We start from the raw sequence: 12,842 nt of genomic DNA on the forward strand, positions 1-12,842 counted from the left end.
CCTCGAATTTGGAAGTATGGCCATCCAAACCTAGAGGAGTTGTGAAACGAATGAGTATGTTAATCCAGCAAGCCACAATCTTAACGATGAAAGACGCCGATTCCCCCTTCACGGGGGATATTCGCATTGTAGGAGACTGCATCGCGGAGATTGCCCCCCACATTCAGGCTCAACCGGGTGATGATATCCTAGACGGAAAACATAAATTGGCAATGCCCGGCCTGATCAATGCTCACCAGCATACTTCAATGAGTCTGTTACGAGGATTTTCGGATGATCTGAAGCTCATGGACTGGCTTGACCGTAAAATGCTGCCCGCTGAAGCGCGGATGACTCCTGAAGATATATACTGGGGGGCACAATTATCCATCGCCGAGATGATTCGTTCAGGAACCACAGCTTACGCCGATATGTACATTCATATGAATGAAATCGCAGAAGCGGTAAAGGAAACAGGTATTCGGGCATCACTCACACGTGGAATGGTGTTCATAGAGGATGATGGAGGACGCAGATTACAAGAAGCGGTGGATTTGGTTCAACGTTGGTCTGGGAAGGCAGAGGGCCGAGTTACGACGATGTATGGACCGCATTCTCCCTATACTTGCCCAGTAGAGCCTTTAAGGGAAGTAATTGAAATGGCGGAGCAAGAAAACGTACCCATCCACATTCATCTGGCTGAGACCAAAGAAGAAGTTGTAAAAATTCGTGAGCACTATGGCATGACACCTACGGAGTATTTGCAAGAGGCGGGCATGTTCGAACGTGCACACGTATTGCTCGCCCATGGTGTACACCTGAATCGTAGAGATATTGGCAGACTGAAAGGCATGCGTGGCGGCGTAGCCCACAATCCGGTCAGCAATCTGAAGCTAGGCTGCGGAATCGCTCCGATTACCGAGATGATTGCACAGGGAATTAACGTGGGTCTTGGAACCGATGGAGCGGGAAGTGCGACAACCGTCGATATGTTCGAAGAGATCAAGGCTGCGACCTGGCTGCAGAAGCTGGATCATGGTGATCCTGCCCGGTTGCCGGCAAAAACAATCCTCCAAATGGCTACCCGCGGAAGTGCAGAGCTCCTAAATATTCAGCACGATGTAGGGGTCCTGGAAGTTGGACGTAAGGCGGACCTCATTCTGATTGATCTGATGAAGCCGCACTTGCAGCCTGTTCACGAGTTGGAATCATTGCTTGCATACAGCGCGAATGGTGCCGATGTAGATACCACCATTGTGAACGGTCGTGTACTGATGAGGGGAAGGCAGCTGGTGACGATTGATGAGGAGGAACTATTCCGTCAGGTAGAGGCCCGGGCGAAGCGTATTGTTGAAGGGATATAGGAGAACCGGACGGATCTGAATTTAATTTGAGCAGACTGTATAAATCAACAACCATCTTTAAATGATGAACCCAATGAACGCTTTCAAGCAAAACAAACAAACTGAGTCCTTATAAATAGGGCTCAGTTTGCTATGCTTACATATTGATTTTGACACCTTCAAACACTTGAAATAAGTCACTTCAAGCAGCCGAAGGTGTATTTTTGCAGGACGACGTGGGTAGCCAGTTCATTATCAGTTCACACAAATTTGTTAGAATGTGAAAAGTAAATCAAACTAATAGATAGAGTGTATGACTTGGAGAGGAAGAGATTAGGATGAGCATATTAGAAGTTAAACATGTAAAGAAATCATATACGTTGTATGGTAAAGAAAAGGTTCCCGTGCTCCATGATGTGAATTTGAGCTTTGAGACAGGAGAATTCGTCTCGATTCTTGGTGAATCGGGTTGCGGAAAGTCGACCCTTATGAATATTATTGGTGGAATGGACTCCGATTTTGAAGGGGATATTCTCGTTCGTGGAAAGAACCTAAGTGCCATGACTGAGAAGGAAATGGATGATTATCGGAAGAATAATATCGGCTTTGTGTTTCAAAATTTCAATTTGATCCCGCATCTGTCTGTGCTGGAAAATGTTACGATCGCTATGCAAATGACGGATACAAGTGAGAAGGAACGTAATAAGCGCGCTATAGATATTTTGACCGAGGTTGGGCTGAAAAATCATCTGAATAAACGCCCCAATCAGCTGTCGGGTGGACAGAAACAACGGGTATCCATTGCGCGCGCATTATCAAACAATCCAGACATTATTTTGGCCGATGAGCCAACAGGAGCGCTGGATAAGGAAAATGGAGATCAAATCCTGGCTTTACTGGACAGTATTGCGCAAAAAGGAATGCTGGTAATTGCCGTAACTCACTCGCAGAAAGTAGCTGATTCCGGTACACGTATTGTGAAGGTAGAGGAGGGACGGATTAAGGATGATATTCATTTGAAAGATCGTTCCTTAACGACCTATGAGGGTAGTAATGGGGCTTCCAGAAACCTGGGCTTATTCGCTTCTTTCAAAATGGCTCTCCAAAATATGAAACTCAACGGCAAGCGTAATGTACTAGTAGCATTGGGTGGATCGATAGGTATTTTAAGCGTACTCCTGATGTTATCCTTGGGAAATGGAATTACGAGTTATATGAATAACGAAATTAATGCAAGCATGGACCCATTACTAGTGGACATCACTAAACCGAGTGAAGAAGCAAGTGACCTGCGCGGCCCGGAAGCTCTGATGGCAACAGGACAGGCATTTACAGATGCTGATATCGAAACCATTCGTAATCTTCAGAATGTGGATCATGTGGAGACGATCACCTCTGTGGATGGAAAATCGACTCTGGTGTACGAAGAACAGTCGGAGGGGCTCACTCAGTTAACGACCCTTACAGATGCTTTTGATAAAGAAACGATTACGGCAGGAACTTTTCCAGAAGGCAATCAAATTCTGTTACCATTGAAAACGGCGAATAAATTAAGTGGAAATGATCAACCTGATTCTATGATAGGCAAATCCATCCATCTATATATTAATGAAATGGATGCTAACCACAAACCGATCATTTTAGAAAAAGAAGTTACGATCTCCGGTATCTATGAAGCGGCGGGTCAACAAACACCGATGCAGCAGACACCAGGGTATCTTCCTTCACAGACGCTGGAACAGATGTACACTGATAATGGAATGACCATTGGCCCGATTCAAGTTAATGCTTATGCAACCGATATGAAATATGTAAATGATATTAATGCCGCAGCTGTGGATGCAGGTTTCTCAGGCTCCCAAACGGCCAAAATCATGGAGCGTATCACGACCTACGTAAGCATGGCTACAATTGTTCTGGCTGGCATTGCCGGGATTTCATTAATCGTTTCAGGGATTATGATATTGGTGGTGCTGTACATTAGTGTAGTGGAACGGACGAAGGAAATCGGAATTCTTCGAGCGATTGGAGCAAGGAAAAAGGATATTAAACGAATATTCTTTTCCGAATCCGCCTTATTAGGTATATTCAGTGGTGTTATTGCCGTTATCCTTGCAGCGATCATCAGCTATGTGCTAAACATCTTCCTGGACAATGCTTTTGGAGCAAAATTGATTAATCTATCTGGATATTATATCGTGTTTGGCGTCGCTGTAAGTACATTAATCAGTATCATTGCGGGTTTGATGCCTTCATCCAAAGCTGCCAAGCTGGACCCGATGGAATCCTTACGATATGAATAAATAAGATTATTGAAAGGATAATAGATGAATGAACACGATTCTTGTGGTTGATGATGATTCCCATATCCGCAAATTAATCCGAATTTATCTCGAAAAAAATCAGTTTTCCGTCGTGGAAGCGACGGACGGTCAAGAAGCACTGAACATCTTGTCTCAAACCAAAATTGATTTAGCGATTGTAGATGTGATGATGCCCCGTGTAGATGGTATTGAACTGACCGAAGATATTCGATCTTATATGGATATTCCCATTCTGATGGTGACGGCCAAAGGAGAATCCAAGGATAAAGTCAAAGGATTTAATGCAGGGTCAGACGATTATTTAGTAAAACCTTTTGATCCTGTAGAGTTAATTTTGCGTGTGAAATCTTTAATGAAGAGATACAACAAGGTATCCTCGAATGTGATTCATATCGGCGGTGTAACGATTGATCTAAGCAATTTGACAGTCGCTGCAGGAGAGCAAACGGTTGAATTGAAAAAGAAGGAATGTGAATTGTTGTTTGCTTTGGCGAGTTTGCCAGGGCAAATATTCACACGCACACAGCTTATAGAAGATATATGGGGACTCGATTATGAAGGTGATGAGCGTACCGTTGATGTGCATATTAAAAGGTTAAGAGAACGGCTGGAACCTATCCCTGAACTGATTATTTCGACGATCAGAGGACTGGGGTATCGCCTGGAGCTTGTATGAAAATAGTGAGTAAAAGCCTGCGCATACGAATCGTAGCTACCTTTATTGGTATTGTGATCATCAGTTTGATTCTCTCCTTCATACTAAATATGCGACCTCAGGAAAAGACACCGAATCATACCCTGGTTACCATTGCTGAAGATATCGCTGCGATGATAAACCTGATCGATGATCCGGAAAAGGTGAAAACTGGCTTGAATATTTTTTCGCGATACGGTTTGAACATAAATGCTGTGAATGAACAAAGTGAAGTGCTTGCTTCCTTTTCGGATAGTAAAGTTCATAAATTATTCGACGAAAATACCACGGAAGCGTTTATTCTTTCCAATAAAGATGAAACAGCGTTCGTTGGTGTTCCCAGGCTGAATGACGAGAAAGATGCGCTCCTGATCACAATTAATTTTTCATCGATTTTTCATAATGTGAAACGCACACTATTGATATCGCTATTAACTGTCCTGGTTATAGGAAGCTTATTAATCATGTTTATGTCAGGGTACGTGGTGAGACCTATCAAAAAACTAACGGCTGCGGCCAAGAAAATGGCATCAGGCGATCTAACAGTACGGTTGAAACATCATAATCAGGATGAGTTTGGTGAGCTGATGGAGAGCTTTAATCACATGGCTAGTGAGTTGCAGAAAATGGATTCGGTTCGGGATGATTTTGTCAGTAACGTCTCTCATGAAATGCAGTCTCCACTTACATCGATTAGAGGATTTACAAGAGCGCTGCAAGATGGTGTCATTCCGCTGGAAGAGCAGAAAGAGCATCTGGATATCATATATGAGGAAACATTACGTCTGTCCAGGCTTAGTGATAATTTACTCCGGTTAGCCTCACTTGATTCGGAGCACCATCCGTTTAATCTCACCACATTCCAATTAGATGAACAATTAAGAAGAACGATCGTATTAGCGGAACCTCAGTGGGCGCGAAAAAATATCAAGATTGAATTGGATCTATTGCCTTGTGAAATCACGGTGGATAAAGATCTGTTTGAGCAGGTCTGGCAGAATCTAATGAACAATGCTATAAAATATACGGGTCCTGATGGGTACATCCATGTAGAAATCGAGAAGTCTACTTCATTCGTGAAGGTAACGATTAGAGATTCAGGACAAGGAATACCGGAGGAAGCCATTCCGTATATTTTCGATCGATTTTATATGGTGGACAAAGCACGGAGCAGTGCTTTAAGAGGGAATGGATTAGGGCTTTCCATCGTAATTAAAATTTTGAAATTGCATGATTGTACAATAGATGTAGAGAGCAGGGTTGGAGAAGGAACGCAGTTTACGGTTACGATCCCCAGACCTTCGACTACACCATAAGTAAGTCAATTAGCAATATTGAAGCAATTGTGGTCCTTATGAATACTGGACTCAGGTTGCCTAAATATTGCTTTTTGGTGAGTGCTTCGTGATAAATTATATATATTGTTTTGTTAAGCGGCAGATCATTTGATAATATAGAAGAGACGCTAGCATTAATCATTTTTTAGGTGAAAAGTAGACAAAGTAGATTCAACGTTATATTCAACCCGCTACTTCACACCTATGTGAATATATGAACATAATATGATTATATAAAGAATGGAGCCATCCAATGAAATATCGCAATATGGAAGATTGCATTAACGATCTGGAGCAGCATGGACATTTGATTCGAGTGAAGGAAGAAGTGGACCCTCATTTGGAGATGGCAGCAATACATATGAAAGTACATGAGGCGAAAGGCCCAGCATTGCTTTTCGAAAATGTGAAAGGCTCGAAGTTCCAGGCCGTTTCGAACCTGTTCGGTACACTGGAGCGAAGCAAATTCATGTTCCGTGGAACGCTTGAAGGCGTACAACGTGTCATGGCTGTCCGGGACGATCCAATGAAGGCACTCAAAACGCCATTTCAGCATATCAGCACAGGACTTGCCGCCTGGCAGGCTCTGCCCAAGCAGAAGTCGATCAGTCTGCCAGTAACCGCACAGGAGATTCAGATTTCGGATCTGCCATTAATCAAGCATTGGCCCATGGATGGCGGAGCATTCGTTACGCTGCCTCAGGTCTATTCCGAGGATCCGGACAAGCAAGGCATCATGAACTCCAATCTGGGCATGTATCGTGTACAGCTAAGTGGCAATGATTATGAACTGAACAAGGAAATTGGACTTCACTACCAGATCCATCGCGGAATCGGAATTCATCAGGCCAAAGCTGTCAAAAAGGGAGAACCCCTGAAAGTGAGCATTTTCATCGGAGGCCCTCCAGCACATACGCTCTCTGCAGTGATGCCTTTGCCTGAAGGACTCAGTGAGATGACTTTCGCCGGGCTGCTTGCCGGGCGTCGCTTCCGTTACAGCTATAAGGATGGATACTGCATCAGCAATGACGCCGATTTTGTCATCACGGGTGATATTTACCCGGACGAGACGAAGCCTGAAGGACCGTTCGGTGATCATCTGGGATATTACAGTCTGACGCATCCGTTCCCGTTAATGAGAGTGCATAAAGTGTACGCCAAGCCGAACGCAATCTGGCCCTTTACCGTGGTGGGTCGTCCTCCGCAAGAGGATACCGCATTTGGGGATTTGATTCACGAAATTACGGGTGATGCCATTAAACAGGAGATTCCGGGGGTGAAAGAAGTCCATGCAGTCGATGCAGCAGGGGTTCATCCGCTTCTGTTCGCAATTGGCAGTGAACGTTATACGCCGTATCAGACGGTAAAACAGCCAACAGAGCTGCTGACGATTGCGAGTCGTATCCTGGGTACAGGCCAGCTCAGTCTGGCGAAGTATTTGTTTATCACAGCAGAGGATCAGCAACCGCTGGATACACATCGGGAAGTGGAATTCCTAACGTATATCCTCGAACGAATGGATCTGCAGCGGGACATTCATTTCCATACCAATACAACGATTGATACGCTGGATTACTCGGGAACCGGATTGAACAGCGGCAGTAAGGTTGTATTTGCAGCCTACGGGGACAAGATCCGGGAACTGAGCCGGGAAGTACCGGAGACATTGAAAGAAATTCGAGGTTATAACAATCCACAGCTCGTGATGCCAGGAATTGTGGCTATTCAGGGTACGCCGTTCACCAGTTATGCGGATACAGAACAGGAAATGAAGGCATTAACAGACATGCTGAAGGAAAAAGGAGATTTGTCCTCCTGTCCAATGATCGTATTATGTGACGATAGCTCTTTCCTGAGTGTGAATCTCAGCAATTTCTTGTGGGCGACATTTACCCGCAGTAACCCGTCCCATGATATGTACGGTGTGAATAGCGGCTACAACTATAAACATTGGGGCTGCGACCAGATCATTATCGATGCCAGAGTAAAGCCGCATCAGGCGCCACCGTTAATTCCGGACCCAGCTGTTGAGAAGAGTATTGAACGCTTTTTCGTGCAGGGAGCGAGTCTGAGTTCGATCAAAATATAGTGAAATTCAATAAAAGCCCAAAGATTTTTTTGGGCTTTTTGGTTATATATGTGTAAAACAAGATACCAGTTATCTGAATACGGATTCAAACCGGGACTTTTTTGAAAATGGGAGTGAGAATAAAGTCTTATACGTTCGTATTTCCTTTTGTGATTAAGGTCGTTTGGACTATGGAGAAAAAGAAAGATTATATCGATATAAAGTAGTATAGGGATTTATAGGATCCGTCTAACGGGTGCTGTTGACTATAAATGATTGTTCAGGGGGAATACCGATTTGAGAATCCATATTATGAACCTGCAAGATGGAGACCGTCTGACTGCGGATACTTTCAGCGAAGCGGGATTACACGTTCTGGGTCAAGGTACTGTGATCAAAAGTGAAGATATCACCTTGCTGATGCAGCACCGCGTGGACTATGTGGATATTGAACCACGCGAGGAAGAGATCACGGAAGCGGAATTCTTTGCTGCTGCGGCAAAATTTGCATCTGGAGCAAGCACAAGCACCAAGGAAGAACCGCCTGAAGAAGAAATGAAATCCCAATTTATACAAACTGTACATAACTATCAATCTGCATTTCTCGAAGCCCTGACTGTAGGCAAGTTCAACGCAACAATGGTGGATGATGCACTTCAACCGATGGTGGAGGGACTTGACGAGCAAAAGGATGTCGTACATCTCCTGATGATGCTGGAACGGGATGATGTCAATAACTACACGCATTCCATTCAGGTTGGACTGTTGTCATTTTACCTGGCTAACTGGCTTGGTTATTCTCAAAAAGAGAGTTACCAGATCAGTCGTGGTGGCTATCTTCATGATATTGGCAAGTGTAAAGTATCCCACCGGATTCGCAACAAGATGGAACCGTTAACTGCAGATGAACAGCTTGAATTGCAGCGTCATACGATCTATGGGCATGATATTATCAAAAGCTCCATGACGGATGAAGCCACTGCGCTGGTAGCTCTTCAGCATCATGAACTGGAAGATGGTACCGGTTATCCGATGCAACTTAAAAAAGAAGAAATTCACCCATACACACAGATCGTATCAGTCGCCGACATATACATCGGGATGAGATCCGGCAGTCACGGAAGCAGCAATCCGAATCTGATCAACAACCTACGCGATATCTATGCAATGGGATTTGGCAAATTGAATGAGAAGCCGGTTCAGGCCTTGATGCAGCATCTGCTTCCTAATTTTATTGGTAAACAAGTGCTTCTGAGCAACGGCGAGCGGGGCGTGATTGTCATGAACAATACATCCGATATATTCAAACCACTGATTAAGGTGGAGTCGGAACAATATCGTGATCTGTCCAAAGAACGCACGCTTGCCATTAACGAGTTAATCATCTGAGTTTGAAAATAAATGAATTCATACGCAAAACGGGCCTCCTGTACGAGACAGGGGACCCGTTTTTATTTTTTATCCTACCCCTGACGTTGTTCTTCATGGGGGCCAGGAGTATACTTTGCATTGACCTTAATTTTCCTTTTTAGGCAGATTGAGCTGCCAGTTCACGCCATAACGGTCCTGAACCCAGCCGAACTGTTGACTGACGGGGGATGCAGCCAGTGGCATCAATACCTCTCCTTCTGTGGATAAGGCTTCGAACAGCCGGGTAAGCTCGTCGGTCGTTTCGCAGTTGACAAACAATGAGATGGCTGGCGTAAATGCGTGGTAAGCGCTAGTATTGTCGATCGCCATAAAGGTCTGCCCGTTCAGCGTAAATATGGCATGCAGAACTTTGCCGTTATCCTGATAAAACATATGCTGAATGGCCGAGTCAGCAAACAAAGAGGTGTACCAGCGAATAGCTTCCTCCGCTTGTCCAGAGAACATCAGAAACGTTGTGATTTTGGATGACGCATTCATGAATTATATACAACTCCTTTCAGTGATCTTCAATAGGTTGCAGACGGGGTGAACCGCCTATTCATTCATTGTAACGGAAGCGGAAAAGGAGAGATAGTCCTTGATTGAAGTGGTAACCGAGATTACAATACATGCCCCCATTGAGCGATGCTTTGACTATGCAAGGGATATTGATATTCATACCCGTACGGTCTGGAAACATACCCGTGAGCGGGCTATAGCAGGTGTTATAACGGGAAAAATTGGCGAAGGCGATACGGTAACTTTCGAAGCAAGCCATTTCGGGATAAGGCAGAAGCTGACTTCCCGGATCGCCGAGTACAATCGGCCGCATCTTTTTGTGGATCAGATGGAGAAAGGCGCCTTCAAGAGCATGAGACATGAACACAGCTTCAGTAAGCTTGGCGAGCAGACCACTTGTATGAGAGACACACTGAGATTTGAAGCTCCTCTTGGTGTTCTGGGATGGGTTGCAGAGCGTATTGTACTCAAGAGGTACATGCAGGCTTTTCTGGAGAGTCGTAATTTGAAACTTAAGGCGTTGCTTGAGAGCCACAGGTAGAGCCGATCTGTTAAGAGGAGATGATAGGTGATGGATAACGAATACGTTGTAGGTTGGGGCACGCTTGCCCTTATTAATGCCGGACTTGCTCAGGGAAAAAACAGAAGTGGACGTAACTGGTTTCTGATTTCCCTGTTATTTGGTCCGTTAGCCACTCTGTTTATCGTGGTGTGGAATAAGCTGGATTAATTTAGTGACCCGTATTCCGATGGATGGATCGATCAAAGACCCAGAACAGAAGCGCAGCGGTACTAACGCCTGCACCCAGCAAGCTAACACCAGTCCAACCTGCCCAGGCGTACACTTGAGTGGAAGCGATGGAGCCGGTAGCACTGCCTATCGAATAAAAGATCATGTAGGCGCCCGTTAAGCGGCTCTGCGCCTCAGGTCGAACTTCATAGATCAAGCTCTGGTTGGTGACATGCACGGCCTGCACGGCAAGGTCCAGCATAATTACCCCGGCTACAAGCAGCCATAAAGAGTGGTTAACATAGCCTATGGGCAGCCAGGATAGAAGCAATATGACAAGGGCGATACCCGTTGTCTTTTGTCCAAGTCCCCGATCAGCCAGTTTTCCTGCACGTGCAGCAGCCAGTGCGCCAGCAGCTCCCGCGAGACCAAAGGCTCCAATAGCAGTATGTGACAAGGAGAATGGTGCAGCACTTAGGGGTAAAACCATGGAAGTCCACAAGGTGCTGAAGGCTGCGAAAATCAACATGGCGAGAACGCCGCGTACTCGAAGAACAGGCAGTTCACGGTACAATTGCAGGGCAGAAACGATCAATTGGGTGTAGCTTAGTTTTTCTCGCTCCGGTTCGTGTTTGGGGAGTACAAGAAACAGGGCGATAATCCCCAGTAACGTCAGACTGGCAGAGAAGAGATAGACCGATCTCCAGCCAATCCAATCATTTAAGGTACCTGCAATGGTTCGCGCCAGCAATATGCCGATGACAATCCCGCTAGTGACTAGACCGACAATGCGCCCTCGTTCAGACGGTGCAGCGAGGGAGGCGGCAAAGGCAACAAGTGTTTGAGTAATGACGGCGAGCAGCCCGATAGCCGCCATTCCAATGAATAAAATTTGGCTGGATGATGAGGTACCGACTGCAATCAGGGCGATTACGGATAAAAGCATCTGGATGATGATCAGCTTGCGCCGATTCAATAGATCACCAAGGGGAACGAGTAATAGCAATCCGAGGGCGTAACAGACCTGGGTTACGGTGATAACGATCCCAATGGATGAATGAGGGAGACTGAACTCCTCAGCAATGGAGTCGAGCAAAGGCTGGGCATAATAAATATTGGCTACCACCAGTCCGCTGCATAGGGCAAATAACAGCGCCACAAGCCGGGACATGCTCGGACGTCCTTCGTTGGAGGGATGTGCTAGATGAGATGGATTTTGCATGAATGATTCACCTTTCGTATTCGAATGTGGTACGTTGGAAGCGGGATGAAAGCTGTTGGATTTAAATATACTGATCAGTACATTATGATTCGGAATAAACATACTTTATGCTTGGAGATGATGTCAAGAGTTGAAGGGATAAGGCTATATTCTTTTTAGTATATTGAGATGGGTTTGACATGGGAATTCAGTATAGCTTAGAATAATTTTATACTGATCGATACACAAAGAGGGTGAATGTATGGTTAGACAACGGGAATTTGATACGGATAAGGCATTGGAAGCAGCAATGCAGATATTTTGGGATAAAGGATTTGAAGCGACATCCTTAAGTGATCTGACAACGAGTATGGGGATTCAGCGCCCCAGTCTATATGCGGCTTTTGGTGACAAAAAGGAATTGTTTGAAACGGCACTTCGCAGGTATACGACTTTACATGCCGCTCAGGTCAGATCCAGACTTCAGCATACATCCTCTGTAAAAGAGGCCTTCCGTGCATTGTTTGAACATATTGGAGCTGAAGGGGATGTAACTGATCCTCGTCACGGCTGCTTTTGCATCAATACGATGGTTGAACTGGCTCCGCATGATCCCAAATTGGCTGTTCTTACACGGGAGCACCAGATGTATCTGGCGGCGATTTTCAAGGAGACGATTGAACGGGGACAGGAAACCGGGGAATTGTCTGATGATCTTGACGCAATTGCGCTCTCCAAGTCTCTGGTTGTATCGATGATTGGATTAACCGTTATGATGAAATCGGAGCCGGACCGTTCATTTGTGCAGCAGAGTATAAAGGTTACGTTATCGTTGCTTGAGGCATAAGGGAAGTATTTCTTTTACAGAAGGGGTGTTCATATGGAACGTTATTTTCATAGGATCTACCTTGTCGTTTTATACATTATCGGTGTGCTGCTGACGACATATGGCGGGCTGGGGATCATTGAGTTCAGCTTGATTGTGATTGGCATACTTGCTTTTATTGCTATCGTGGGTTCCCTGACTGAGAATGATCAATCGAAACTGGATAAAATGTTCTGGAAAATACGGTCTTTATTTCAAGTGGCGATTGCGATCCTCATTACGGCGCTGCTTTTTAAACTTTTTTGAACGGTTAGCAAGAAGCGGGAGTCTACTCCTGCTTTTTTTGTGTCTGAGGGCATTGGGCAGATGGGGGCTGAGTTGATACAATACAGATAGGGTATAGATTAAATT

At 45.1% G+C, this 12,842-nt stretch carries 12 protein-coding genes; 10 read left to right on the forward strand and 2 right to left on the reverse strand.

Features of this window, described 5'->3' with window-relative positions; all coding sequences use genetic code 11:
* The first annotated feature begins 50 nt into the window (after positions 1-50).
* The 6 genes from P364_RS0130450 to P364_RS0130475 all read left to right on the forward strand — a co-directional run bounded on the left by P364_RS0130450 (position 51) and on the right by P364_RS0130475 (position 9,134).
* Positions 51-1,343 carry an amidohydrolase gene (locus P364_RS0130450; protein WP_024633787.1) on the forward strand — a complete coding sequence of 431 codons (1,293 nt, stop codon included), beginning with the start codon at positions 51-53 and terminating at the stop codon, positions 1,341-1,343.
* A gap of 317 nt (positions 1,344-1,660) precedes the next feature.
* Complete coding sequence (locus P364_RS0130455) at positions 1,661-3,625, forward strand: ABC transporter ATP-binding protein/permease (RefSeq protein WP_024633788.1); 1,965 nt, start codon at positions 1,661-1,663, stop codon at positions 3,623-3,625.
* 28 nt (positions 3,626-3,653) lie between these two features.
* Entirely contained in the window at positions 3,654-4,322 is a 669-nt protein-coding gene (locus P364_RS0130460; RefSeq protein ID WP_024633789.1) for a response regulator transcription factor, read from the forward strand.
* A complete protein-coding gene (locus P364_RS0130465) occupies positions 4,319-5,656 on the forward strand; it encodes a sensor histidine kinase (RefSeq protein ID WP_024633790.1) in 1,338 nt (445 codons plus the stop codon). The genes P364_RS0130460 and P364_RS0130465 overlap by 4 nt, the downstream gene beginning before the upstream one ends.
* 274 nt (positions 5,657-5,930) lie before the next feature.
* Positions 5,931-7,766: a UbiD family decarboxylase gene (locus tag P364_RS0130470; RefSeq protein WP_024633791.1), complete on the forward strand. Its 1,836-nt coding sequence runs from the start codon at positions 5,931-5,933 to the stop codon at positions 7,764-7,766.
* 276 nt (positions 7,767-8,042) lie between these two features.
* The gene (locus tag P364_RS0130475) at positions 8,043-9,134 is read left to right on the forward strand and encodes an HD-GYP domain-containing protein (protein ID WP_024633792.1); all 1,092 of its coding nucleotides are present in this window, start codon (positions 8,043-8,045) and stop codon (positions 9,132-9,134) included.
* 126 nt (positions 9,135-9,260) lie between these two features.
* On the opposite strand, the gene P364_RS0130480 is transcribed toward P364_RS0130475, so the two are convergent.
* On the reverse strand, positions 9,261-9,653 hold the full coding sequence (locus P364_RS0130480; RefSeq protein WP_024633793.1) for a VOC family protein: 393 nt from the start codon (positions 9,651-9,653) through the stop codon (positions 9,261-9,263).
* Between the two features lie 109 nt (positions 9,654-9,762).
* Here P364_RS0130480 and P364_RS0130485 point away from each other — a divergent pair, with 109 nt between their 5' ends.
* Both P364_RS0130485 and P364_RS37925 read left to right on the forward strand, forming a co-directional pair.
* Positions 9,763-10,215 (forward strand): SRPBCC family protein, encoded by a 453-nt coding sequence (locus P364_RS0130485; protein ID WP_306440235.1) that lies wholly within the window; start codon positions 9,763-9,765, stop codon positions 10,213-10,215.
* Positions 10,216-10,245: 30 nt separating this feature from the next.
* Positions 10,246-10,404: a hypothetical protein gene (locus P364_RS37925; RefSeq protein WP_173405258.1), complete on the forward strand. Its 159-nt coding sequence runs from the start codon at positions 10,246-10,248 to the stop codon at positions 10,402-10,404.
* Between the two features lies 1 nt (position 10,405).
* Here the strand turns inward: P364_RS37925 and P364_RS0130495 are convergent, their stop codons facing one another.
* Complete coding sequence (locus P364_RS0130495; protein WP_024633795.1) at positions 10,406-11,626, reverse strand: MFS transporter; 1,221 nt, start codon at positions 11,624-11,626, stop codon at positions 10,406-10,408.
* 241 nt (positions 11,627-11,867) lie between these two features.
* Here P364_RS0130495 and P364_RS0130500 point away from each other — a divergent pair, with 241 nt between their 5' ends.
* Positions 11,868-12,452, forward strand: coding sequence for a TetR/AcrR family transcriptional regulator (locus P364_RS0130500; protein WP_024633796.1), 585 nt, complete (start codon positions 11,868-11,870; stop codon positions 12,450-12,452).
* A gap of 33 nt (positions 12,453-12,485) precedes the next feature.
* Positions 12,486-12,737 carry a hypothetical protein gene (locus tag P364_RS0130505; RefSeq protein ID WP_024633797.1) on the forward strand — a complete coding sequence of 84 codons (252 nt, stop codon included), beginning with the start codon at positions 12,486-12,488 and terminating at the stop codon, positions 12,735-12,737.
* The last annotated feature ends 105 nt before the right edge of the window (positions 12,738-12,842 follow it).

It is taken from the genome of Paenibacillus sp. MAEPY2, assembly GCF_000499205.1.
GTDB lineage: Bacteria > Bacillota > Bacilli > Paenibacillales > Paenibacillaceae > Paenibacillus > Paenibacillus vandeheii.